Here is a 24,997-nt window from a genome sequence, read left to right on the forward strand (position 1 = left end):
CACCATGTTCCGACGTATTCCCATCGGCGCCCTGACCGGCCTTGTTATCGCCACCCTCTTTTTCCTCGTCGCGATCTTTGCACAATGGATCGCCCCCTACGGCCTCGGCGACATCGCCGGCGGAGTTTGGGAGCCGATATCGGCGAAATTTCTCTTCGGCACCGACAATCTTGGCCGCGACCTGCTCTCGCGCATGATCTATGGCGCCCAGACGACGATCCTGATCGCGGTGCTGGCTACACTACTTTCCTTCTCGATGGGCGTAATCCTCGGCTTCACGGCTGCGGTGGTCGGCGGCTGGTTCGATATGTTGATGTCCCGCTTCGTCGATCTGCTGATGGCGATCCCGACGCTGATCTTCGGTCTCGTGGTGCTCTCGGTCCTGCCTTCGACGCTGGTCACGCTGATCCTCGTCATGGGTATTCTCGATGCGACCCGCGTCTACCGCCTGTCACGCGTGATCGCATCGGACTTGAACGTCATGGATTTCGTCGAGGCCGCGAAACTGCGCGGCGAAGGGAAGTGGTGGGTGATCTTCGCCGAAATCTTGCCCAATGCGCTGTCGCCGCTAATCTCGGAACTCGGGCTGCGCTTCATCTATGCAGTGCTCTTCCTGTCCGCTCTCTCCTTCCTCGGCCTCGGCGTGCAGCCGCCGGCAGCGGATTGGGGCGGCATGGTCAAGGAGAACAAGGATGGCATCGTCTTCGGCATCCCCGCTGCGCTGATCCCGGCTGCGGCGATTGCCGCGCTCGCCATCTCCGTCAACCTGGTCGCCGACTGGATCCTGAACCGCACCACCGATCTCAAGGGAGGACGCGGCAATGGCTGATGTTCTGCTCGACATCCGCAATCTTCGCATTGAGGCGACCACCTATCCGCCCGGCGAAAAGCCGATGACGATCACCATCGTCGATGGCGTGTCGCTGACGCTGGAAAAAGGCAAGGTGCTGGGCTTGATCGGCGAATCCGGCGCGGGCAAATCCACCATCGGCCTTTCGCCGATGGGCTATGGTCGCGGCGGCGTGCGCATCACTGGCGGCGAGGTCATCCTCACCGGCCGCGACATTCTCAAGCAGGGTAAAAACGGCATCCGCAAACTGCGCGGTCATCAAGCATGCTATGTCGCGCAATCCGCTGCGGCGGCCTTCAATCCCGCCCAGCGGCTGATGGACCAGGTGGTGGAAAGCACGCTCAAGCACGGCCTAGCCAACCGGGCCGAGGCCCAACGCCGGGCGGTGGCACTATTCCGCAAGCTCAGCCTTCCCGACCCAGAAAATATCGGCAAGCGCTATCCGCACCAGGTCTCCGGCGGACAATTGCAACGTGTGATGACGGCCATGGCGCTCTGCCCCGAGCCGGATCTGATCATCTTCGACGAACCTACCACGGCACTCGATGTGACGACGCAGATCGACGTGCTCGCCGCGATCAAGCAAGCAATCCACGCCACAGGTGTTGCCGCGCTCTACATCACCCATGACCTCGCGGTCGTAGCGCAGGTGGCCGACGACATCATGGTGCTGCGGCATGGCAAGATGGTTGAGGCGGGCCCCGCCCATCAGATTATTAAGGAGCCGAAGCAGGCCTATACCCAGGCGTTGGTCGCCGTGCACCGTCTCGAGCACGAAGAGAAGCAGCCGACGCCGAAACCGATCCTATCGGTGAAGAACGTCACGGCCGCCTACGGCAACGGCATTTTAAAGGTGTTGAAGAACGTCTCGGTCGAAATCCATCCCGGCCAGACGCTGGCTGTGGTCGGCGAATCCGGCTCCGGAAAGTCGACACTGGCGCGGGCGATCACCGGCCTGTTGCCGCCGCAGCAGGGCGAAATCACCTTCGAGGGCCGTAAGCTTTCCAACCGACTCGGCGGCCGTACCAAGGAAGACCTCCGCCAGCTTCAAATGATCTACCAAATGGCCGATGTGGCGATGAACCCGCGCCACACCGTCGGCACCATCATCGGCCGGCCGCTAACCTTCTATTTCGGCCTCAAGGGCGCCGAGCGCGACAGGCGGGTCAAGGAGCTGCTCGAGGAAATCGAGATGGGCAAGGGCTTCATCGATCGCCATCCGGCCGAACTGTCGGGAGGTCAGAAGCAGCGCGTCTGCATCGCCCGTGCGCTGGCGGCCAAGCCCAAGCTCATCATCTGCGATGAGGTAACTTCGGCCCTCGACCCGCTGGTGGCGAACGGTATCCTGAAGCTGTTGCTCAATCTCCAGCAGATCGAGCACGTGGCTTACCTTTTCATCACCCACGATCTCGCGACGGTGAAGTCGATCGCCGATTCCATCGCCGTCATGTATCGCGGCGAGGTCGTGCGCTATGGGGCGAAGAGCCAGGTGCTGACGCCGCCGTTCGACGACTATACCGATCTCCTGCTGTGGTCCGTGCCGGAGATGGAGCTCGGCTGGCTGGAGAAGGCGATCGCCGGGCGGAAGATGGCGAGTGCGGGGAATTAGCGATGTGATGACCTGCCACGGGTAATTTCCTCCAGTTGGGATTAGAGTCCGGCCTCGTTTGAAGGACGGACTGATGAAGAGAAAGCGATTTACGGAAGAGCAGATCATCGCGGTTTTGCGCGAACACGAGGCGGGGGCGAAGGCGGGCGATCTGGCCCGCAAGCACGGGATCTCGGAGGCGACGCTGTATAATTGGAAGGCCAAATATGGCGGGATGGAGGTGTCGGACGCCAAGCGGCTGAAGGCGCTGGAGGAGGAGAACGCGAAGCTGAAGAAGCTNTGCGCGACCTTGCCAATGAGCGCCGGCGCTTCGGCTATCGGCGGCTGTTCATCCTGCTCAGACGCGAGGGCGAGCCGTCGGGCATCAACCGCATCTACCGGCTCTATCGCGAGGAAGGGCTGACGGTCGCAAGCGACGGTCACGACGACGCGCGGTTGGCACCCGCGCACCGATCCTGGTCGAGGCAAGGCCGAACGCCCGCTGGTCGCTGGATTTCGTCCACGACCAGTTCGCCTGCGGTCGACGCTTCCGCATCCTCAACGTCGTCGACGACGTGACGCGCGAATGCCTGGCGGCGATCCCAGACACCTCGATCTCAGGCCGGCGTGTCGCGCGCGAACTGACGGAACTGGTCGCCCGCCGCGGCAAGCCGGGCATGATCGTCTCCGACCACGGCACCGAGTTCACCTCGAACGCCATCCTCGCCTGGTCGAAGGATCACAAGGTGGAATGGCATTACATCGCGCCGGGCAAGCCGATGCAGAACGGCTTCTGCGAGAGCTTCAACGGCCGGATGCGCGACGAACTCTTGAACGAAACCTTGTTCTTCGGCCTCGACCATGCCCGCACGACGATCGCCGAATGGGCGGACGACTACAACCGATCGCGCCCACATTCGGCGCNTACATCACGCCCGCGGCTTATGCCGCCGATCTCACTGCAACGGGCGATCAGCTGCACAACCCCGACCAGCTCCGCCGATCGCCCGTTGCTCAACCCGCGCCATACGGCGTACAACCGCCGAGGCTCTAATTGCCGCTGGATGAAAATTCGGTGGCAGGTCAGTGAGTCTTCGCGATACCACCAGTTCAATGAGGTTCCTCTGCGCCGGTGGCTCCCAACACCAGCAAGCCCGCTCGTGCCTTCGAGCCCGGCCTGTTCATCCGATTTTGCACGCGTCACAATGCCGGCCGCAGGCCACAGACACAAATCGGCACGCCTGAGAAGATATTGCGCGGACCATGCAGCGGGCGGTTGATTGATCTTGAAGACTGGGATTCTCGCGGCGTGCTCGTCCCACTTCATTTGTCAAGCGACGTGGGTGGTACATTCTCAGCGCGACCCCGCTGGTCTATGCGTTGGACCTATATCAACGGCGGGCATCGACTGGTGTGATAGCCAACTTCTTGGCAAACTGTATATTTTGGGAAGCTGAGAAACCTGCCATCGTCCCTTGAGAATAAGTCATTTGATTGCGCAGTAGCGCAAATTTATGGCTCCCTCCGACTCTAAGGTAAGCTTCCTTCCCTGGCTTGGAACGAAGACGTTCCAGGTGGGGCGGGTTGCTGCTGACCACGCAGTACGGCTCAGGCTACGCAAAGGATTGTTAAAATGGCAGGACATCCATTCGCCGAAATCATTAGGTCGGGAAAACCGCAAATTGGAGGCTGGATGCAGATTCCACACGTGATGGTCGCAGAGACGCTGGCACAGACAAACCTAGATTTTCTATTGGTGGACGGCGAGCATTCACCCATCCCACCCAACTCACTTCTAGAAATACTTCCTGCAACAGAACGATACGGGATGCCTGTACTATATAGAGTCGCTTGGAACAGGATTGAACTTATAAAAGCGGCGCTAGATCATGGTGCGAACGGCGTCATGGTGCCAATGGTAAATTCGGGTGCCGAAGCCATCGATGCTGTGTCGTCCGCAAAATATCCGCCTGCCGGAAAGCGCGGATCTGGAGCGTGGAGAGCATCGAATTATTACCAAAATGATGCAGAGTATCGGAAAAATGCGAACTCTAGCCTGGCTGTGGTACTCCAAATTGAGACACGAGAGGCTCTCAACAATCTCGATGACATAGCCTCGACACCTGGTGTTGACGCGCTCTTCATCGGTCCGGCAGACCTTGCTCTTTCCTTTGGCATGGAACCAGGAAGGCTTGCACCTGAGTTGATGGATGCCTGCGAGGCAGTCGCGGATGCCGCTAAGAAGTATGGTATCGCATCGGGTATTGACGTGGCATCCATAGACTATTTGCCGCGACTCCGACAAATGGGGCTCAGCTTGTTCACCTACGGATCGGACCTCGATTGTGTTTTGCAGGGCGGCCGCGCTGTGGCGAAAGATTTCCACGATGAGTTTATCGATAAGTAGACCGCTCATTGATCAATCTAAAATTGCAAGACTTGGGAGGCCTTGGTGGTTCGCCGGCCCGAGATATATCAACCCAACTTTTCGTTTATACAACTCAGGCGGATGCTTCGCCGTCCAGTTTGCCTGCTCGGGTCCACGGCCAACTCACGCATATCCGGTGAGGCCTTCGCTGTAATTGGCCGAGCGGTCATTCTGGACGATGCTGATGTCGACTGGCTCTCACACAGGGAGGAACTCATCCATGTGGGCAACAGCGATGTGACGCGACTGAAACATTGCCGCACTCGGCAACGACGTTGTCCTATCTGCCAAACAGCTGCCCGAGATTAAAGCGCGGATTCCTGCCATCGGACTTGAGGGCTGGAGCCGTATGTCCAACAGTTCGTGCTCGAAAAGCGGCTCGACACACTGTCTAATCTATGCCGCTGAGAAGAGGTTTGTGATGCCTAAAACCGCAGCGGCTGTAAAGACTTCAACAACAATTGCCGCAGGCGCATTGCCCAAGGTGTCCCATGCTCAGGGAGGCTATGTCTTCGACGCCGACGGCAAGCAATACATCGATGGGTCCGGGGGGCCTGCCGTTTATAGCATCGGCTACGGCAATGAAGAGGTCATCGCGGCCATCCATGATCAGCTCAAGCGCGTGATGCATGGATACCGGTATACATTCACCAGCGATCCGCTCGAAGAGTTGACCGCACTGGTCGCCGCCAAGTGTGGAGGCGAGCTCGACGCCATGGTGTTCGTATCTGGCGGATCCGAGGCCGTGGAATCCTCGATGAAGCTGGCGCTTCAGTATCATACCGGCCGCGGAGAAAAGAGCAGGCGTCGTTTCATATCTCGGCAACGGTCGTGGCATGGCAATACGCTTGGCGCGCTTTCCATTTCTGGTTTCAAAGAGCGTCGCAACGCCTACGAAGGCGCCTTGCTGCCTTCGTGCTTCCTGTCTCCCGCCAACACCTACCGGCCGCCGTCTGGCGTGTCTGCCGAGGATGTTGGCGCACATTGCGCGGCCGAACTGGAGGATGCCATTCGGGAAATCGGCCCTAAGAACGTCGCTGCCTTTGTCTTTGAACCCGTCGTCGGTGCAGCCGGTGGCGTCGTGCCCGCACCGCCAGGATATGCGGCTCGCATCCGCGACATATGCGATCGCCACGGCGTCCTCTTGATCGCAGACGAGGTCATGTGCGGAAGCGGGCGCTGCGGCACCTTCCGCGCCCTGGAACATGATGGTGTGGTTCCAGACATCATGCCGATCGCCAAGGGGTTGGCAGCCGGATACATTCCGCTGGGAGCCGCCGTCTACAGCCGCAAAGTTGGCGATGTACTCAGATCGGTGAGTGGAGGACCGCAGACCGGCCATACGTTCACGGGTCACACCACGGCTTGCGCCGCCGGCGTGGCGGTTCAGAAGATAATCGAGCGTGAGCGGCTCGTGGAACACGTCTCGGCCAACGGTCCAAAACTGGTTTCCCTGCTACACGACACGCTCGACGGGATCGCGTCCGTCGGGGATATTCGGGGGCGGGGTTACTTCGTTGGCATCGAGCTTGTCGCAGATCCCGCCACCAAGGCTCCGTTCGACCCCAGCAGCCAGGCCTTCCTGAGGGTGCGGCGACGAGCGCTGCAAAATGGCCTCATCTGCTATCCGTCAGGCGGCAACGTCGATGGCGTGGCAGGCGACACAGTCATCATTTCCCCCAGGTATAACGCGACAGACGCGGAATTGAGCGAAATCGCCGACAAGCTCGGCAAGTCGGTGCGAGAGGCCCTTTCTGAGATTAGAGCCGTTTGATGTCTCCACGCATAGCCATCGTTACCTGCGCGATCACAGGATCGATCCACACGCCGTCGATGTCGCCCTTTCTGCCAATCAGCGAGGACGACATCGTTTCGCAGGCGATCGCGGCGGCTGGTGCCGGCGCGACGGTCATTCACCTTCACGTCCGTGACCCCGAGACGGGTCGCCCGAGTTCCGACGCGGAACGGTTTGAACGCGTGGTGGGACGCATTCGTGCTGGTTGCGACGCTCTGCTTAGCATCACGACTGGCGGCAGCGCGCAAATGTCGGTGGAGGAGAGACTTGAGGCTCCGATCCGGCTCCGGCCTGAACTTTGTTCCCTCAACCTTGGCACCATGAATTTCGGGCTGCACCCGATGGCAGTGAAGGAGCGAGCCTGGAAACACTCGTGGGAGGAGCCGTTTCTTGAGGCCACCAGGAGCGGCTTCTTCCGGAATACCTTTGCCGATATGGAGAGGATAATTGGCGAACTGGCGGATCGATTTGGCACGCGCTTCGAGTTCGAAGCCTATGACGTGGGGCATCTCTACAACTTGGCGCATCTTCTGGACCGGGGCCTGGTTAAGAGCAAGCCGTTCGTTCAGTTCGTCATGGGAATTCTTGGCGGTATCGGAGCAGACGCCGACAACCTTTCCTTCATGAAGCAGACGGCGACGAGGCTGTTTGGCGACGATATCGAATGGTCGGCCTTGCCCGCGGGCAGAAGCCAGATGCCCCTTTGCACGATGGCCGCAATCATGGGGGGCAATGTGCGTGTTGGGCTCGAGGACAATCTCTGGCTTGCACCGGGGCTACTGGCTGAAAGCAATGCGAAGCAGGTGGAGAAGATTACCCGCATACTTTCCGAGTTGCAGATAGGGGTCGCTACGCCATCCGAAGCGCGACGGCGGCTTCAAATTGCCCAATGAACCCCGCAGCTTTAGAGCGACTCCTCGCTATCCGGGATGGTCTGGAACCACTGCCAAAGCTTTATGCAACGCTTGGGCTCCAGGTCGTGTCGGCCGAGGTCGGATCAGTGAGGATGCATCTACTTCCCATGGACGGTCACGCAAACCCGCACGGCTTCATGGGCGGGGGAGTAATCGCTACCGTTCTTGACACTTCGACGGCGTGGGTCTGCGACACGATGTGCGCGCCAGGCGGAGCTTGCGTGACAATTGACCTGAACGTGAATTTTCTCCGGCCGGTGCGCATTGACGACCGGGCGCTTCTTGCCCATGCAACGATTGTCCACTCTGGATCGCGCATCATGGTGGCAGAAGGCAAACTATGGCAAGCGGATGGGAAACTGGTCGCAACAGCTAAATCAACCTGCATGGTGGTCGCTTCCGACCGGGTCGAGAGGCCCCGAAAACGATTGACCGACCGGACACGAAACGAGACGACTTGACCGGCCGCCCCGGCGAGAACTCTGCAACTGCATTCATTTTGTGTGGTGCGGATTGCGAAGATCGGGGCTAGATATTGCCGTCGGCAACAATCGCGAGATGCTGACCGATTCCGACGGTATGGCTTCGCGTTCACGCGATGCTCATGGCTCCAGATCGTGCCGCTGCCACACGCCGCGGACCTGGCTGGCGCGATCGAATGGGCAAGGTTCCCGTAGCCGATGCCTATAAACGGCAGGTCCCCGAGCCATCGATGTATTGTTTGCCGTCGGAATCGAAGACATAGCCGAACTCACCACGGATACCTTGGGCAATGCGCGGGGCAGCCCGTTGTTGAAACTTTACAGTCTCCTCACAAACCTCTTCTCAGCGGCATGGTTAGACAATGTGTCGAGCCGCCTTCGAGCACGAACTGTTGGAGATCCGGCTCCAGCACCTTAAGTCCGTTGGCACGAATCCGCGCGTTGATCTCGGGCTGCTGTTTGGCAGACAGGACAATGTCGTTGCCGAGCGCGGTAACGTTGCAGCCCATCCGCATCACATCGCTGTAGCTCACATGGATAAGTTCGTATCTGTGTGAGAGCCAGTCGACATCAGCAGCATCCAGAATGTCGGTTGCGCATAGCGCAAGCCGCCCGTTCAGCACGCTGAAAAGCACATCGAGATGGAGGAAATGGGCTGGAACGCGGATCTTGCGCACACTCCAGCCCTCGCCCTCCACCCAGCGCGCGACCTGGTCCGCGCCTTTTGAGAAGGTCCGGACCTCATTCACACCGATGATAATCTCTCCCTCTCTGAGGATCTGGACATCGCCACCCTCGACCGGAGCCGCCGTAACGCGTTTCCAGATGGGCAGATCAAGATGGGAGGCGAGGTCTTCGAGCGCGCCCCATTCGCCGCGCCGTTCCGGGCGGGCCATCTGTGCGATCAGCATGCCCCACGGAGTCATGATCCCGCTATCGCGGGCGAACGTCTGCATCGGCAAATGTTCATCGGGCTCGAGGAAGTGGCATGTCACCCCTTCCCCCTCGAGCGCCGCGACCAGCTCCTGGTGTTGGGAAATGGCGGCGTCCACCTCGACCGACGCGCCTGAAGACTTTGACCGCTCAACAATCGCGTTCTCGGCGGCCCAGTCGTAGTAGGTTGGGCGACAGAGAGCGACCTCCTGAAGAACACCGTGTTCGCTACGCACGAACTCTCGGCCGTCTGTCTGGCGTACGGGGCGCGGGCTGGTCTCCAGCATGTTTCCTCCTGATGGATTGCTTAAAGCTGGTCTATGTGAAAGTGGCCACGGCCCAGACGATGAAGATGGAGCTTCAGCAGTCAGTCCGCCTCCGAGGCCGATGTGGAATTAGCCGATCGGCTAGCTTTTGAACGTCTGCTTTTGTTTCTTCGCTATTCAAGAGCCTCAGTTCGCGAGTAATTGAGCTGGTCGAGAATTCAAGCGATCCGAATGCGTGGTCCTCAGCTCTGGTAACCTCATGCGAGGCGCCGGAGTGGCCGCCGATTTTCATGACGCGAAGTTCGCGATGGGCGGCGCAGGAAGCGACGTTGCGCTACATAGCGGACAGGCAGGACAGAGGAGCACTTGGCCGTCGTCCAGCGCAGGGCGCTATCCCGTCCACATAGGATCTCGCGAGATCTGGTGGAAGGTTGGCCTAAGCAACCCAATCCCTACGCCAAATCAGGCTTAAGCTACATCCGCCGGCTTTTCCAACACACCGTTATGCATAAGACGGGATAGACCAGTCATCAGCGATGAGACTTATCAGATGAGGTAGCCGGTTATATCGTCCTCTTCCATAGTATAATTCCTCACATAAATTCGATTGCCGCGCCGAAATAGATAAGGCTTCTGAGCCGGGATCTTTCCAAGTTTTGTAGTAACCACATAGCTCGGAACAGAAAAACCCGTTTCGAACCCGACAAGGCCATCGACTATCTCTTGGCCTTGCTCGAGACCAGTCATGAAATGGGAAACGCCAGTGACACGATCACAATGGTACAGATAGTACGGCCTCACCCGTATTTCGATAAGCCTGCGAAAGAGCGCCTTCAGTATCTCAAGATTGTCATTAATACCCTTCAATAGGACCGTCTGATTTTGCACAGGAATTCCGTGCCGAAGGAGGCGGTCGCAGGCTTCAGCAGCCTCTGCAGACACTTCGATCGGGTGATTGAAGTGCGTGCTAAGCCATATGGGTTGATACTTATCCAGCATGCGGCATAGCTCATCGGTAATTCTCTGAGGCAAAAAGACCGGGTAGCGGGATCCGATTCTTATTATCTTGACGTGCGAAATAGATCGCAACCTACTTATTATTTCCTCCAGCTTTCCGTCATTCATTATGAGCGGATCGCCGCCTGTTAATAGAACGTCGCATATGTCCTGGTTCCGTTCAATATACTCGAAATCGGGATCGTATCCAGCATCATAATCCGCGTTATAGTATGTGCCTTTCTCGTTAGACGTGTGGTATTTTCTGGTACAAAAACGGCAATAAACAGGGCACGTATCTGAGACCAAAAAGACAACTCTATTCGGATATTTGTGTATAACACGTCGCGTCTTAATAAAAATCGCGTCTCCAACAGGATCAACATCCGAGCCAGCATCAGTATTCATTTCATCTGTATGAGGTATGGCTTGCAGGCGAATCGGACATTTGTCATCCGTCTTCGACATCAATGACGCATAATAGGGAGTCACCATCCAGCGGTAGGTGCCTTTGACGGCATCAATCGCTGTGACATCCTGGTCGCTTAGGGCGATCCATTGAGCGAGCTTGTCCTTCGTCCTGATCAAATTGCGCATATGGAATTTCCAGTCGTTCCAGACGGCGTCGGTGAAATTTTCTTTCGTCAATAACATTGTAGGAGCTCCCCAATTTCATAGGTTCGACATTTCAATGGCGTGCTTGTTTCCAAGCGGCGCTTCCATAATTGATCAATTCGCGGCGATAGACCCATGTTGTTTCGAAACCAACGAAACCGCAAACCGACCACGGGCTCAGTTCCTAATGCCGCCAAAGGGGTCAATTCCTCCTGTCGCTTGACAAGGTCGTTCCGATTGATCCCGGCCAATTCCGATTTGGCCATCTTCGGTCTGAACCGAGTACCCCTGGCCAAGGTCCGGATTGGCGTTTGTCGCCTTGATCTTGACGATAGGATACCCCCATGTCCTAGGTCGGAAATGGTGTGATCGACCAACTGATCAAGTCGACGGCACGCTGAAGTATTGCCTCGGTGCGAGGAGAACTGGATGACGCCGCGACGACATGTCCCAAACAGTCTCGATAATCCCCCTTTGCGACGATCGGGGTCTGGGGTCTAGCGTAAAATTTCACCTCGGCCACACCTGATACAGCAGCGGCCTCACTGTCCCCCGCAATCCAATCAAGTGTCCCATCGCGATCAGCAACCAAGAATCGCGCGGCCGCAGAGTGGGAATGCCTTTTGCGCAGGTCGCATTCATCGCCGATTACAAGCTTGATGTGCTCGGTGACGAGATCGACACCATAGGCGAGCTGGACCAGCTGAGGATCCGGTGCACCACTCAGGCGCGGATTGACTTCAATGACGACTGGGCCACACTTGGTCCATCGCAACTCGATGTTCGATGGCCCCCAGCCGAGGCCGAGAGCGCGCAAAGAGCTCAGCGAAATCTCGGTGATCTCCAGACACTCGGCATCGGTCAGTAAGGCCGGAAAGGCCCACTCCCGGTAAACAAAGTTTGGTGGAGGGCCATATTCACCGATGCCAATCGCAACGACCTCTTTTCCCATCATGTCGGCGCTATACAACGGGCCTTGTGCGAATTCTTCAACCAGTATCCTCGGCGCAGACCGCCACATGTGCTGAGCGCTCAACAGATAGTCGGTATGTTCGGCTAGCTCGTCGGCAGTGCGGCACAATCGGACACCGACGCTGTTGCTACCCACCGCAGGCTTAACTATCACCGGCAGTCCGATCTCCGCGGCAGAACCCTCCACTTCAGCTGCATTGGCCGCCAAGCGATAAGCAGGTATCGGTACGCCTGAGGCCGCGAGCAGTTGACGCTGAGTGTACTTATCGCAGCATTGTTCAACAGCGTCCGGGTTCGGTCCCGGCAGATCGAAATGACGGCAGAGCTTGCCAACTGTCGCATACACTGGGTCCAACGCGCCCGTAATGCCAGCGATTTCATAGGTCTCTCGGAGCCTGGAACATTCGCGGATCAGCGCATCCAGATCGTCTGTATCAACGCGGATTGTCTCAGCCTCTTTCGCCCCAAAATGGTCATACCGAGTTGGANTTCTCGGAGCCTGGAACATTCGCGGATCAGGGCATCCAGATCGTCTGTATCAACGCGGATTGTCTCAGCCCCTTTCGCTCCAAAATGGTCATACCGAGTTGGATCGTCCGAAAGGGTAATTGGCTGGAGGCCAAGACGCTGAGCGGCCTGGACGTAGAGCAGACCCGAGCCCATTCTCGTGCCTCCAACTAAGATAAACGCTCTTGCCATTGCTGTGGACCCCTTCTGTGCGTGCCGTGCGGCGGTCTGGAGATTGCCGGCATCTTTGTAGCCGCGCTTGACCTCAGACCTTGCCCCGAGGCTACCATCGTCAACAATTTTGCGGCGTTAAGACTCTGCGAATTTTATTTCGAGTTTTGTGGCAGGTTTGTTGCAACGGCTGAATGGGATTGTAGAAGGTCTGACACGAGGCTCGGCATCTGCCGCGATTATCCTAACGGCATCGAAATGGTTCACATGATGCTAAGTAACGGGCGAGGTTCGCCTTGAACCCGAATCCATCCCTGGCCGAGCAGTTCCAAATCCTTGCCGCGTGATTGGCGACCGGATGCGGCGCTTGATGCGCGAGGGCAGGTCACGCTGCTCGCTGAACCAGAATTCGACTGTGTCGCCGACACGGTCGATGGCGCAATAAAGATACATCCACTGACCGCGGACCTTGATGTACGTCTCGTCGACATGGCACTTCCAGTCACGCTACGCTTGCGCCGGTGTCATCGGCGATCCATTGCTCGAGGCCAGCATCATCGTCGTCCGCGCACCAATCTGGGAGAAGGTGCGCGACAACCTGATCGTTGCGCTGCAGCGAGCAACTCGCTTCTCCTGGAGATGTGACCATTCATGACAAGGCTCAGAGCGCTTCGCCTGGCGGTGCGGAAATGTAGCAGGACGCATAGATGTAGCCCGTCGTGCGCTCTAGGCGATCCTCTATGCCGAGTTTGGCCATAGCCTTCAGGATCGCCCGCAGTTCCTTCGACGTGGAGAAGCGGCTCTGGCGCTGTCTGAACCGTTCTAAGTGCCGAGTTTCCAACGAGAAAGCCCGAAGGGACGCCGCGATGTCGTCATAGCTGAAGCGGTGCATTACGAAGGCGACTACCCAGGGACGTGACGTCGCCGACGCCTCATAGACGCGTGCAAAGGTGCGCTCGGTAGCGTAGCCCACGCAGCCTGTGCTGATAAGGATGTCGGCATCCGCGAGTGCGCTACGTTCCTCGACCGTCAAGTCGCGAGTTTCCAGATCAGCCGTGACGCCAGCCTCCAACAGGCCCAGATCCAGGGCATAACGAACAGCCCAGAACGATGGATCCACGCCGACGAACTGGATGTCGTCACGGAGGCCCAGATTGCGAAAAAAGGCGCGATGCTCGATCCCCTCTTGGCGCGACAGCGATCCGCTGGGTTCCAGATAGGCAGCATATAGATCGTCGAGGTCGAGATCGGTTCGCAGCAAGGCAGCGTTGATACCATACGAGCAACCGACGTCGATTATCTTCAACTTCGTCTTGTTTCGAATGCGTCGGTAATCGGCGAAGATCCTTTCGAAGATCGGCTTGGCCCGATCTGGAAGCATATAGTCCACGGCCAAACAAGCCCGAAAATAGTCGTGCGGCCATCTGCCATTGTAGCTTGCCGTGAAATCGTGCTTCGCCCCCTGAATTCTTCCGCGCTCCGCGCTTGCTGCCTGACTTGACATGCTGCTTCCCTTCTTCGCTCCAGTGATCACAATCTCGCCCCACGATCTAAATATCGCTCGCCAGTTCCTACCCCCTCATGAGAGGTGGTTCAAAAATCGTGCCAGGCTGAGGAGAGGTCATAAAAGCGATTTTCTGCACATCAACTCGGCTAAGGAACATCACCGTGGCGCGCACTCGACAACCTGATGGGTACCAATCGGGCCAGCCATCTACCTGCAGCTGGGCATATTCATTCATTGAGGACTGTTGCTAACATCACGATTGGAAACTGGTTCAGCTGTGGCAATGACTCGTTTCAGCGTGCCTGCCACTGAACCCTCACGGCCGGCTGTCAATTGTAAAGCGTTGGCTCCGAGATACCGTGCTTGCAGGGCCAGATCACCGGCCTTCGCCCCCGTCTCATGCTCGCGCGGTATCGTGATGATGATGCTTTTCCGTTAACCGCTTTCTTTTCATGAGCCCGGGAGGTGAGGGGCCGCACATTGGTTTTGTTTGTCAAGTGATCGGAAGGGTGTGATCGACCAACCGATCAAGTCGACGGCACGCTGAAGTATCGCCTCGGTGCGAGGAAGACTGCATGAAGCGGCGATGACATGTCCCATACAGTCTCGATAATCGCCTTTTCTGACAATCGGCGTCTTGGGTTCAACATAGAACTTGACCTCGGCAACACCTGATACTGCGGCCGCTTGGCTGTGCCCATCGATCCAATCAAGGGTGCCATTGCGATCAGCAATCAGGTGCCGCGCGGCCGCAATGTGCGAATGCCTTCTGCGCAAATCGCATTTGTCGCCTATGATAAGCTTGATGTGCTCGGTGATGAGATCGACACCGTAAGCCAGACGAACGAGTTGAGGAAAGGGCGTGCCAGCAAGGCGCGGATTGACTTCAATGACGACCGGGCCACGCTTCGTCCACCGGAATTCAATGTTCGTTGGCCCCCAGCCAAGGTCGAGAGCTCGCAAACAGCTCAGCGAAACATCTACGATACGCTCATGCTCGTGATCACTCAGGAGTGCCGGAAAGGTGAACTCACGACAAACGAAATGCGGTGGAGGGCCGAAGCCACCGGTGCCAATTGCAACGACCTCATTCCCCATTATCTCAGCGGTATAATAGGGGCCTTGTGCGAATTCTTCGACCAATATCCTCGCCGAAGACCGCGACAGGTGCTTCCCGCCCAACAGATGGGTCGTATGTTCGACTACCTCATCGGCAGTGTAGCACAATCGGACACCGACGCTGCTGTGGCCCACCGCAGGCTTAACTATCACCGGCAGCCCGATTTCCGCGGCAGAATCCTTTACCTCCGCTGCATTGGCCGCCAAGCGATAAGCAGGCATCGGAACGCCTGAGGCCGCGAGAAGTTGACGTTGAGTGTACTTATCGAGGCATTGTTCAATAGCTCCCGTGTTCGGTCCAGGTAGATCGAAGTGCCGACAGAGCTTGCTGGCTATCGCACAAAACGAATCGGCAGCGCCCGTTATGCCGGCGATGTCATAAGTCGCGCGCAGCCGGGAACATTCGCGGATCAGCGCATCCAGATCGTCTGTATCAACACGGATTGATTCAACCTCTTTCGCCGCGAAATGGTCATACCGAGTTGGATCGTCCGAAAGGGCAATTGGCTGAAGGCCAAGACGCTGAGCAGCCTGGAGGTAGAGCAGACCCGAGCCCATTCTCGTGCCTCCAATCAGGATCAGCGCTCTTGACATTGGCTGCGGACTCCTTCGGTGCGTACCGTGTGGCGGTCTGAACGATTGTCGGCATCTTGTAGCCGCGCTTGACCTCAGACCTTGCCCCGAGGCTACCATCGTCAACAATTTTGCGGNGCATCTTGTAGCCGCGCTTGACCTCAGACCTTGCCCCGAGGCTACCATCGTCAACAATTTTGCGGTGTTAAGATTCTGCAAACTTGTTTCGAGTTTTGTTGCAGGTTTTGTTGCAACGGCTGCCGTTCAAACTTGTTGCGCCTTGCAAACCCGGATCGGGATGGATTGCACCCCCCACAGGGTGTCAAGTGCGTTGAAACATGGCATGGTCCTCATTGGTATCGGCTCCAGGTTCCAGCCCTGCGTGACCCGGCCCGTTTTGCCGAGCCTCATCCACCTCACATATGGTCGCCGTTATTGCGGCTGCACCAACGTCCCGCGTCCGGCGGGCAGGGGGGTACGTCGGTCGTCGGCCCGGAACCTCCAGGGTTCATGAGACCCTGGAGGTATAGGAAAGGGTAAAGAGATGAGCAAAACGTTAGGCCGTTTTCATGACCGCGCTCGATGACGACTCCCCGATGTTTCATACTTCCACAGTGCCACCAGCAGCTTGCGCGCCTTGGCACGTGCAACACAGCTGTCGGGTTTATCAGATCCGCGACACGGTGCTGTGCCATGAGATGATCGCGCAGACCTCGTTGGAGGAGCGCACTTATCTGTAGGGCGACAATCTGGGTTGTCGCGCTGCACCTATCGGTGAGCGGTCTCAGTCCGTCGCCTCGCGGAACCTCATCGCCTCAAGCAAGAATTCGCCCGCGCTGCGGATCTCCTCGACGAGGAAGTCGCGCGCTAGATCGGGCCGGCCCTGGCGCAGGGCGTCCATGATTTCTTTGTGCCTGTGCGGCGCCCGGCCGAGCGAGCTTCCTAGCAGCGCCCAGCGCGCCTCCCAGAACATCGGTCTGCGGCGAAGCCACAGGCTCTCGATGAAGCTGAGCAGCAGCGCCGAACCGGAGGAGCGGTAGAGCTCGAACAGGAAGCCGGTATCGGCTTGCCGCACGCCTGTCGGATCGCTGGCCAGCCGGGCGGCTTCATGCTGCGCCACGAAGGCGTCAAGCCGCTCGAACTGTGCGGGCTTCAGATGCGGCGCGGCAAGCGTCAGCGCCAGCGGCTCCAATTGCAGGCGCATCGCCGNCGAATGGAAAGCTTGCTGTCCGGCGTGAAATCGCCATTGATCAGCGCGCTGCGGATCAGCCGATAAGCTTCCTCCTCCAGCGCGCCCGCGGCCGTGGCTGACGAAGTTATGTCGCTCCTGCCCATCTTGCAGCGTTCTGCCTTTGGTGCCGGCCTATTGTAGCAATGCCGCCCGTGCGTCGAGGAAATCCCCGACGGCAGCGGTGAAATGCGCAAGGTCGCATTCCGTCGTCGGCAAGCTGAGCGCCGTCATGCCGCGGCGGGCGATGTAGACGCCGGCTTCGAGCATGTCGAAGAAGAACAGCTCTTTCAGCGCCTCCTCCCTGGGGGTGATGGCATAGGGGCGGTCGATCCGGCCCCGACGGAAATGGGCCGTGGCGAGCGAGCCAAGGCCACAGAACTGCAGCGGCGCGCCGGCTTTGTCGGAGATCGCGTTGAGTCTTTCGCGCAGGCCTTCCCCGAGCGCGAACAGATCGGCAGCCGCTGCGGCGGTAAACACCTCTCCCATGGCGGCGATTCCTGCCGCCATGGACATCACGTTATTGTTGAAGGTGCCAGCATGAGGCACCTTAGAGACGAAGATCTCCATGAGGTCGTGGCGCCCGCCGAAGGCGCCGAAGCTCATGCCGCCGCCGATATATTTTCCAAGCGTGGTGATGTCGGGCAGGATACCGAGACGTTCCTGCAGGCCGCCTCCCGACATGCGCGAGGTCATCACCTCGTCGAAGATCAGGATCGCACCGGCAGCGCGTGTGGCCTCGGCGACGGCCGCCAGAAAGGCAGGTTCGGCGGCGATGCAGCCCCCGCTGCCCAGCATCGGCTCGACGATCACGGCGGCGAGGTCGTCGCCGATGGTACGGATGGCGGCCACTGTGCCGTCGGTGTCGTTGTAGTCGCATAGCGTCACCGGGAACGGGGCGGCGATCAGGCTTGAGCCGGTCACGGGGTAGTACAGGAGGCTGCCGTGATAGCCGCCGCGGAAGGCGATGATGCGCTTGCGCCCTGTCACCACCTGCGCGGCGCTGAGCGCGATCAGGTTGGCCTCGGTGCCGCTGTTGGCGAAGCGGATCATGTCGATCGACGGAAAGCGGCTGCAGAGGATCCTGGCAAGGCGCTGTTCGGCCTCGCCCACCGCGGCCAGGCTCAGTCCTCGCGCCATGGCGTCGTGGAGGGCGGCAAGGATGCGGCCGTCGGTATGGCCGAACAGGCCGGCAGTGTATTCGCCGCACAGGTCGAGATAGGCGTTACCGTCGATGTCCCAAAGCCGGCAGCCCTCGCCGCTTGCCATCGCAGTCGGAAAAGGCGCATAGGCGAGCAGGGAACGGGTGTTGCCGCCGGGAAGAACTTTTAACGCCTCGCGATGCAGCGCCGCACTCTTGGGGCGTTTCACGCTGTAGCGCTCCCGCGCTCCGAGCAGGGCGGTGTCGAGCGAAGAATTCCGTTGGGCAAGGCTCTGGAACATGACAGGTCAGATCTCACAATGGCTCACTTTGAGATCAAAAAAGCCTATTCCCGGGATCTAATCAAGCGCTTTCTGCTGACTAGGTGTTTGATCCCGGATTTTGATGATGCAGTCCCCTCATTGGGCTTGGAAGGTTTCGCAGTGTCCTCCCCGAGCTACAACTTGGCTGAATCGCATTATGCGCAACATGTCGGAGCCGCGACGACCACCTGCTCGCGCGGCAAATGTTCTGAAACGGTTTGCGAGATGGGCGCTTGCGCTCTTACTCTGACGGGATGGCTTGCGCCCCAGGCGGGAACGTGCGCAGCAGGTTCCAAGTCCAGCTTCCAGAGAATACGCTCTTCGGTAGGGCGGCCATAAATGCAATCAATGATTATGATTATGCTTATCTGCTTGCGTTATGTGCTGGGAGCGGTCATTTTCGCTAACGAAGCAGACTCCAACCGCAAGGCGATCTTGAGGGCCAACGTTCAGACAGGGAGGTCAGCACTGGGAACAGCATTCCGCCACCCGGTCTGCACTTGCACAAGCTGAACAGCGTGAGACCAACGCTTTGGCGCAAGGCACTGCTCGAACTATTCGCGAACGCCATAGCCCGACCGCATATGCGCGAGCCGGCAAGAAAGATGGGATGATCTGCATGACACTGCCCGACAAGCGCGGCGCGATCGAAGAGGCCATTTCGGCCATAGGTGACGGCGCCTCGATCATGCTCGGCGGCTTCGGCGTGCCCGGAACGCCCTTCTGCCTGATCCGTGAACTGGTCAGGCGGGGCCCCCGAAATTTAATCATCATCAAGAACGACGCCAACGAAGCTGGCATGGAGGTCGATTGGTTGCTGGAAAATGGCCAATTGGCCAGGCTGGTGACCAGTCATATCGGTCTCAACCCGACCGCCATGCGCATGATGAACGAGGGTGGCGTCGCCGCGCTCTATATCACGCACGACCTTGCCGTCGTGGCGCAGGTGTAAAATGACCGCAAAACATTCAACGATTATCACCTGCGCGATAACCGGATCGATCCACACGCCTTCCATGTCGCCGTATCTGCCGGTCAAGGAAGAGGAGATCGTCTCGCAGGCATTGGCTGCCGCGGAGGCCGGCGCTGCCGTTCTTCACCTCCATGTGCGCAATCCGAACACCGGAGAGCCCTCCAGCGATCCAAAGCTTTTCGAACGCGTGGCCAAGACGATTAGCGCACGCACCGACGCAATCCTGAGTATCACGACCGGTGGCAGCGCGAAGATGACGGTGGAGGAGCGCTTAAGAGCGCCGGCCCGAATTCAGCCGGAACTCTGTTCCCTTAACCTCGGCACCATGAATTTCGCACTCCATCAGATGGCAGATAAGCCCCGTGAATGGAAGCATGATTGGGAAAAGCCGTTCCTCACGTCCACGAAGGAGGGCTTCTTTAAAAATACCTTCGGCGACATGGAACAGATCATCAAAAATCTTGGTGAGCGCTATGGGACACGATTCGAGTTTGAAGCCTATGATGTCGGACACCTCTATAGCCTTGCGCACCTTATTGACCGGGGGATCGTGACCGGCAAGGTTTTTGTTCAGTTTGTGATGGGCATTCTTGGTGGGATAGGCGCCGATCACAACAGCCTTGTTGTCATGAAAGACACGGCTATCCGACTGTTGGGGGACAATATCGAGTGGTCGGTGCTTCCAGGCGGCAGAGCACAAATGCCCCTTTGCGCGATGGCCGCGATCATGGGTGGAAACATCCGCGTCGGTCTCGAAGACAATCTCTGGCTCGGTCCTGGTCAGCTGGCCGAAACCAATGCTCAGCAGGTGGAAAAAATCACCCACATCCTTTCTGAATTGCACATTCCCGTTGCTTCACCTGATGAAGCACGGCAGCGACTTTGCCTGCGTGGAACGTCATGAGTGCCGAGGCTAGACTAGCGGGAATACAACGCGGTGACATCGAGGTTCCGCTCTACGGACTGCTGGGCCTTCGGGTTGTCGACTTTTCCTCAGGGGCGGTCAAACTATCACTCACGCCGTCAACCTCGCATGCCAATCCTTATGGAAAAGTTGGGGGTGGTGTGATCGCCACCTCGCTCGACACCGCGGCCGCCTGGGTCGGCGACCTGCAATGCTCTGATGGCGCTTTTTGTACGACGATCGAAATCAAAGTCAATTTCTTGCGTCCGCTCGCCGACACGGACGGCGAAGTGGAGATCGTTGCCACGCTGATACATCGCGGCTCACGAATTATGGTCTCGGAGGCAAAGATGGCTCGGAGCGATGGAAAACTAATTGCTGTGGCGGTCGCCACGCTCGCCGTCTGCAAGCATAGCCAAGGCTCAAACACGCTGCAGTTGTAGCATATGATTTTCGAGGTAGCGCGATGACAAAGCATGCAAACCTCGCCGTCGACGGCGACCGGCTTTGGCAGTCACTGTTGGATATGGCCCAGATCGGCCCGCGCAGAAGGCTGTGGAAAAAGCCGCCGAATGAGAAGAACGGGCTATTCTACAACATCCGTCTGCATCGGCTTGCCCGGTGCGATGTAGTGCCATTCGACATGCCGATCCTCCTGCCAAGCCAAAATGGCGTTCGAGGTCAGCTCGGTGCCGTTGTCCGACACGATCATGCAGGGGTAGCCNCTTCCAGTTCACCGCCACGCCTTCGCGCTTCAAGAGAAGGTGCAGCCGACGATAGCCGAAGCGCTGGCGTTCGGCGGCCGGATCCCGCAGCCGCTTGCGCAAACCGGCATCATCCGGTCGGGACGGACGGTAGCGGTAGACCCGCGGCTCCATGCCGACGAGCCGTACCCATCCGGTGAAGCTTTCGATTACCCACATCGTCGGCTTGATCCAATAGAGATGCCGAAGGCGATGTCGTGCAAGCGGGTCATGCCGCGCCAGACGACCATGTTGCCGGGAGGCGGATCATGTTTGCGGGCGAGATAGCCGCCAAGCATGGCGATTTGCAGCAGGTAGGCGGCGAGCGTGGGCCGTTGGAGACGCGGTCGTGTTCGGGCGGCGTCGATCTGGTCGAGCGCAGTGAGCTCGGCGAAGGTGAGAACGCTGTCGGGCGCGGCGTCTGGCTTGGCGCGCGCCGACATAGTGACGAAGAATATTCGCCAGCTGACCACTGCGATGAGAGCGAGGAACTTCGCCAGCCTCTCTGCGGTCTCGAGCCTCGCCTCCTCGGCGCGGCAGCCGGACTTCATGACCTTGTAGAACACCTCCGCCTTCCAGCGCAGAGCGTACCAGCCGAGCTTCTCGACCGCCACGGAGAGATCTTCGACCGGCAGGTTGGTTACCAGCTTCCAGTCGATCGGCTCGCGACCGGCCGGCGGATCCTCTTCGAGGGCATGGATGTATGTCAGAACCTGCGGACTGTAGCGCTTCTGTTTGCCCACGGGCGGCAATGTGTTGATGGCGGCGAACTTCACCCGCAGCCAGGTCGTCTCGTCCTGATCGATCGTAATGCGATGACGTCCCGCCCAGGGCGCCGCCGCAAGTTGGGTAAAGACGCGATTCGCAGGATCGTGTGGGCCAGCATCGGCAGGCCGCTCGGCGAGCCTGTTCGTCTGCACCCGCACGAGGAAGCTGGTGCCAAGGTCCTGCGCGGTGCAATAGAGCTCGTAGATGTCGCTCTCCCGGTCACCCACATGCACACAGCTGTCGATGCCGGCTCAATACTCCCCAGAAGTGCCGTTTGAATCTTCCCCAGTTTAGCGCTGTCGCCGGTGTNTCGGCAGGGCCTGTCGGTGTCGGCGATCGCCAGGGAGAGCGGGATCGACCGCAAGACGGTGCGCAAATACATTGCGCGCGGGCTCGAGGCTCCGGCCTACGGACCGCGCAAGCCGCGTCAGGCGGTGATCGATCCCTTCACAGCCTATCTTCGCGAACGGGTCACGCGATATCCCGGGCTCACCGGCAGCCGGCTTTTCCGCGAACTGAAGGACCTCGGCTATGGCGGCGGCTACACTGCGGATTTCACTAAATTGGGACAGCCGTTTCAGTAAATCGCGGACAAGCGTTTCGCTAAGTCGCGGACAACGGAAGCGATCGAGTTCCGGTTGCCTTGTTGCTGTTAGGAGTGATTGATTTCGGTTATTTCGCTGCCGGTCAAGAGCGTCGATGGTTTTCGCTTTCGCATGCTGTCGCCTTCGAGCGTTATGCGGTGCGCATTGTGAACGATACGGTCCAGGATCGCATCGGCTAAAGTGACCTCTCCGATCATTTCATGCCAGGCGGCCACAGGAAGTTGAGCCGTGATCAGCGTCGATTTCCGCCGGTATCGCTCCTCGAAGATTTCGAGCAGATCGAGGCGCTGCCTGTCGCTCAGCGTATGCGTTCCCCAATCGTCGAGGATCAGCAGCTGGACGCGAGCGAGTTTATCGATAAGGCGCGGGAAGCGTCCGTCGAGCCTTGCAAGTGCGAGATCCTCGAAGAGCCGTGGCATGCGAACGTAGAGCACGGAATAGTCCAGACGGGCCGCCTGTCGTCCGAAGGCGCAGGCAATCCATGTCTTTCCGGTGCCCGTTTGGCCTGTCAGAATCAAGTTCTCGTTTGCCTTCAGCCATGCCCCCTGCGCCAAGGATAAGACGTTCCGGCGATCAAGGCCGCGGTGAGTGCTAAAATCGATGTCTTCGATCGAGGCATTGGCAAAACGCAGCTTTGCTGTTGCCAACCGATTGGTCAGCCGTTTGTCTGTTCTCAGTGCGATCTCGCGGTCGAGCATCAGGCCGAGCCGCTCGTCAAAGCTGAGGTCGTTTCCATGGACCTGCTCGGCAAGCTCGCGATAGGCCGCGACCATTCCGGCAAGGCCGAGCGTGTGCATTTGATCAAGGGTTGGATGTGTCAGCATCTGGGTGTTTTCCTTTCTCATTGATAGTAGGTTTTACCGCGGATATTGCCGTGCGGCGGTGCCGGCTTGACGGCCTCGCTCACGGGCGCAGCTTGGTCGAGACCAGATTTGAGAATGTTGGCGACGGACGAATAGCTCATTGCATTGATGGTCAAGGCACGCTCGCACGCCATTTCCAGGCGATCGGATTTGTAGCGTCGCGCCAAGGAAAGGACGCCCTGCGCGGATCGATAGCCTTGTTCCGGATGCGGGCGGTCACTCAGCAGACGCTCGATAAATATCGCCGTATTGCTCCCGACTTTTGCCGCTTCCTTGCGCAACGTGTGAGGCGTCGTGTTTGCATAGCGCTGGTGGGACTTCGGCATATGCTCATTGACGGTAATATGGCCCGAGCGCTGCGAGCTTCTGATGTGGCTGGCGATCCGCTTATGGTCAAAGAAGATCTCGACCGCCCGGTAGGTCAGTCTCACATCGACCCGCCTGCCGATCAGACCGTGCGGCACGGAGTAGAAGGTCTTGTCGACTTCGACATGATAGTCGGGATGGACCTTGGCGACTTTCCATTCTGCATATTCAAACGGTGTTGCCGGCAGTGGCTTGAGCTGGGTGCGTTCGATCTCATCAAACAACGCACGGCGGGATTTGCCATAACGGCGCATGGTCCGGCCGTTGAGGTCTTCGATCAAACTGCTGATCCGGATATTGAGATCAGCAAGGCTGAAGAAGCGTTCATTTCGAAGCCTGGCCAGCACCCACCTCTCGACGATTAAAACTGAACCTTCGGCGGATGGCTTATCCCGAGGACGTTTTGGCCGCGCTGGCAGGATGGTCGTATCGTAGTGCTCGGCGAAGGCGGCGAAGGTCGCATTTAACGTCGGCTCGAACCAAAGAGCCTTGGCAACCGCGGATTTGAGATTGTCGCAGATCGTCCTCTTCGTCGCGCCGCCGAAGTAACTGAAGGCCCGTTGGTTCGCTTCGATCCAATCCGGCAGCTTCTGGCTGAAGCTCGCATAAGAGAACGTCAATTGAGACGCGCTCAGCACCGCGACGTAAATCTGCGCTGCGCGGATCTCTCCTGTCGACGGGTCGACGACGGGGATCGTGTGGCCAGCATAGTCGCACTCCATGGCGACGCCAGCAACGTGCCGGCTGCGATAGCTGGGTTTGACGCGGCTTTCGTATTCGGCAAAACGGCAGCAGAACCAGGTGTAGCCATAGCCGTCCAGATGGCTCTCACGATATTCCTGCCACAGCAGATTGAGCGTCACGCCCTTGCGCTTCAGCTCGCTGGCAATCTTCGGCCAGTCCGGCTCATCGATGTCACGCGGCGGCCGTCCCATCCGGCGAAAGAGCCGTCGCTCCAGAACCTCGTCATCGTCCAGTCCAGGGGGCAGCGGCCAGACCGCAAGTCCGGCTTCCCGTGCCCGCAGCAGATACGTCGATACCGACGTCTTGCTGATCTTCAAACGCTCCGAAACGGCCCGCACAGGGAGTTCCTGCTCGAACGTCAGCCGCAGTATCGATCGGATGTCCTTCACGCTCGTATGTCTCGCTCGCTTCCGTCTCGGCATTGATGTCCTCGCTTCGAATACGAGGGCAAAATGCCAGATCGGCGCTCACGAAAATCGACCTAATTCCGCCGCCTGTTTTGTCCGCGACTTACTGAAATCCCTGTCCCGAACTTACTGAAATCCGTGTCCGCGACTTACTGAATTCCTTGTCCGGGACTTTGCGAAACCCGCANTCCCTGTCCCGAACTTACTGAAATCCGT

The 24,997-nt window shown here is 58.5% G+C and carries 19 protein-coding genes and 6 pseudogenes; 12 read left to right on the plus strand and 13 right to left on the minus strand.

All coding sequences use genetic code 11. The features are described from left to right. Positions 1–4: 4 nt before the first annotated feature. The 7 genes and pseudogenes from X773_RS69135 (at position 5) to X773_RS69160 (ending at position 8,036) form a co-directional block, all read left to right on the plus strand. Positions 5–829: an ABC transporter permease gene (locus X773_RS69135; RefSeq protein ID WP_023679882.1), complete on the plus strand. Its 825-nt coding sequence runs from the start codon at positions 5–7 to the stop codon at positions 827–829. Next, positions 822–2,459: an ABC transporter ATP-binding protein gene (locus X773_RS69140; RefSeq protein WP_023679883.1), complete on the plus strand. Its 1,638-nt coding sequence runs from the start codon at positions 822–824 to the stop codon at positions 2,457–2,459. Before X773_RS69135 ends, X773_RS69140 begins: the two co-directional genes overlap by 8 nt. A 73-nt stretch (positions 2,460–2,532) precedes the next feature. Next, positions 2,533–3,506: pseudogene (locus X773_RS75430) on the plus strand (IS3 family transposase). Positions 3,507–4,071: 565 nt separating this feature from the next. Continuing rightward, positions 4,072–4,845, plus strand: a complete 774-nt coding sequence (locus X773_RS75435; RefSeq protein WP_084641686.1) for an aldolase/citrate lyase family protein — start codon at positions 4,072–4,074, stop codon at positions 4,843–4,845. A gap of 442 nt (positions 4,846–5,287) precedes the next feature. Beyond that, positions 5,288–6,640, plus strand: a complete 1,353-nt coding sequence (locus X773_RS69150; protein ID WP_084641688.1) for an aspartate aminotransferase family protein — start codon at positions 5,288–5,290, stop codon at positions 6,638–6,640. Next, positions 6,640–7,554, plus strand: coding sequence for a 3-keto-5-aminohexanoate cleavage protein (locus X773_RS69155; RefSeq protein ID WP_023679888.1), 915 nt, complete (start codon positions 6,640–6,642; stop codon positions 7,552–7,554). Before X773_RS69150 ends, X773_RS69155 begins: the two co-directional genes overlap by 1 nt. Beyond that, positions 7,551–8,036 (plus strand): PaaI family thioesterase, encoded by a 486-nt coding sequence (locus X773_RS69160; protein ID WP_023679889.1) that lies wholly within the window; start codon positions 7,551–7,553, stop codon positions 8,034–8,036. Before X773_RS69155 ends, X773_RS69160 begins: the two co-directional genes overlap by 4 nt. A 350-nt stretch (positions 8,037–8,386) precedes the next feature. Here the strand turns inward: X773_RS69160 and X773_RS69165 are convergent, their stop codons facing one another. The 4 genes and pseudogenes from X773_RS69165 to X773_RS78525 all read right to left on the minus strand — a co-directional run. Then, on the minus strand, positions 8,387–9,277 hold the full coding sequence (locus X773_RS69165) for an arginine deiminase family protein (RefSeq protein ID WP_023679890.1): 891 nt from the start codon (positions 9,275–9,277) through the stop codon (positions 8,387–8,389). 525 nt (positions 9,278–9,802) lie between these two features. Beyond that, the gene (gene blsG / locus X773_RS69170; protein ID WP_023679891.1) at positions 9,803–10,906 is read right to left on the minus strand and encodes an arginine 2,3-aminomutase; all 1,104 of its coding nucleotides are present in this window, start codon (positions 10,904–10,906) and stop codon (positions 9,803–9,805) included. A gap of 310 nt (positions 10,907–11,216) precedes the next feature. Beyond that, on the minus strand, positions 11,217–12,347 hold the full coding sequence (locus X773_RS69175) for an acetyl-CoA carboxylase biotin carboxylase subunit family protein (RefSeq protein ID WP_023679892.1): 1,131 nt from the start codon (positions 12,345–12,347) through the stop codon (positions 11,217–11,219). Then, positions 12,332–12,538: pseudogene (locus X773_RS78525) on the minus strand (hypothetical protein); the annotation flags it as partial. The pseudogene X773_RS78525 and the gene X773_RS69175, both read right to left, overlap by 16 nt. Positions 12,539–12,763: 225 nt before the next feature. On the opposite strand from X773_RS78525, the pseudogene X773_RS77625 reads away from it, so the two are divergent. Then, a pseudogene (locus X773_RS77625) lies at positions 12,764–12,864 on the plus strand (IS6 family transposase); the annotation flags it as partial. A 37-nt stretch (positions 12,865–12,901) separates the two neighbouring features. On the opposite strand, the pseudogene X773_RS76805 reads toward X773_RS77625, so the two are convergent. The 5 genes and pseudogenes from X773_RS76805 to X773_RS69195 all read right to left on the minus strand — a co-directional run. Then, positions 12,902–13,018 (minus strand): annotated as a pseudogene (locus X773_RS76805) (DDE-type integrase/transposase/recombinase); the annotation flags it as partial. A gap of 160 nt (positions 13,019–13,178) precedes the next feature. Continuing rightward, complete coding sequence (locus X773_RS69185) at positions 13,179–14,021, minus strand: hypothetical protein (RefSeq protein ID WP_051406240.1); 843 nt, start codon at positions 14,019–14,021, stop codon at positions 13,179–13,181. Positions 14,022–14,474: 453 nt separating this feature from the next. Continuing rightward, positions 14,475–15,701, minus strand: coding sequence for an acetyl-CoA carboxylase biotin carboxylase subunit family protein (locus X773_RS0139460; protein WP_348625949.1), 1,227 nt, complete (start codon positions 15,699–15,701; stop codon positions 14,475–14,477). Between the two features lie 799 nt (positions 15,702–16,500). Continuing rightward, complete coding sequence (locus tag X773_RS69190; protein ID WP_023679896.1) at positions 16,501–16,920, minus strand: GntR family transcriptional regulator; 420 nt, start codon at positions 16,918–16,920, stop codon at positions 16,501–16,503. Positions 16,921–17,079: 159 nt separating this feature from the next. After that, complete coding sequence (locus X773_RS69195; RefSeq protein ID WP_023679898.1) at positions 17,080–18,387, minus strand: aminotransferase class III-fold pyridoxal phosphate-dependent enzyme; 1,308 nt, start codon at positions 18,385–18,387, stop codon at positions 17,080–17,082. 640 nt (positions 18,388–19,027) lie between these two features. On the opposite strand from X773_RS69195, the gene X773_RS69200 reads away from it, so the two are divergent. The 3 genes from X773_RS69200 to X773_RS75445 are packed head-to-tail and all read left to right on the plus strand — an operon-like array spanning position 19,028 to position 20,728. After that, a complete protein-coding gene (locus X773_RS69200; RefSeq protein WP_084641694.1) occupies positions 19,028–19,360 on the plus strand; it encodes a CoA-transferase in 333 nt (110 codons plus the stop codon). Between the two features lies 1 nt (position 19,361). Beyond that, a complete protein-coding gene (locus X773_RS69205; RefSeq protein WP_031212788.1) occupies positions 19,362–20,285 on the plus strand; it encodes a 3-keto-5-aminohexanoate cleavage protein in 924 nt (307 codons plus the stop codon). Further along, positions 20,282–20,728, plus strand: coding sequence for a PaaI family thioesterase (locus tag X773_RS75445; RefSeq protein WP_084641690.1), 447 nt, complete (start codon positions 20,282–20,284; stop codon positions 20,726–20,728). Before X773_RS69205 ends, X773_RS75445 begins: the two co-directional genes overlap by 4 nt. A 161-nt stretch (positions 20,729–20,889) precedes the next feature. Here X773_RS75445 and X773_RS77630 read toward each other — a convergent pair. Together X773_RS77630 and X773_RS69210 are read right to left on the minus strand one after the other, a co-directional pair. Beyond that, positions 20,890–21,172: pseudogene (locus X773_RS77630) on the minus strand (hypothetical protein); the annotation flags it as partial. A 26-nt stretch (positions 21,173–21,198) separates the two neighbouring features. Beyond that, positions 21,199–22,029, minus strand: coding sequence for an IS4 family transposase (locus X773_RS69210; protein ID WP_245274826.1), 831 nt, complete (start codon positions 22,027–22,029; stop codon positions 21,199–21,201). A gap of 45 nt (positions 22,030–22,074) precedes the next feature. On the opposite strand from X773_RS69210, the pseudogene X773_RS69215 reads away from it, so the two are divergent. Beyond that, positions 22,075–22,347, plus strand: a pseudogene (locus tag X773_RS69215) (IS21 family transposase); the annotation flags it as partial. A gap of 101 nt (positions 22,348–22,448) precedes the next feature. Here X773_RS69215 and istB read toward each other — a convergent pair. Both istB and istA read right to left on the minus strand, forming a co-directional pair. Next, positions 22,449–23,225: an IS21-like element helper ATPase IstB gene (gene istB, locus X773_RS69220; RefSeq protein WP_031212798.1), complete on the minus strand. Its 777-nt coding sequence runs from the start codon at positions 23,223–23,225 to the stop codon at positions 22,449–22,451. Between the two features lie 17 nt (positions 23,226–23,242). Beyond that, entirely contained in the window at positions 23,243–24,796 is a 1,554-nt protein-coding gene (gene istA, locus X773_RS69225; RefSeq protein WP_031212801.1) for an IS21 family transposase, read from the minus strand. Between the last annotated feature and the right edge of the window lie 201 nt (positions 24,797–24,997).

Origin of the sequence: Mesorhizobium sp. LSJC280B00, assembly GCF_000502835.1 — a bacterium.
In the GTDB taxonomy this organism is placed as follows: domain Bacteria; phylum Pseudomonadota; class Alphaproteobacteria; order Rhizobiales; family Rhizobiaceae; genus Mesorhizobium.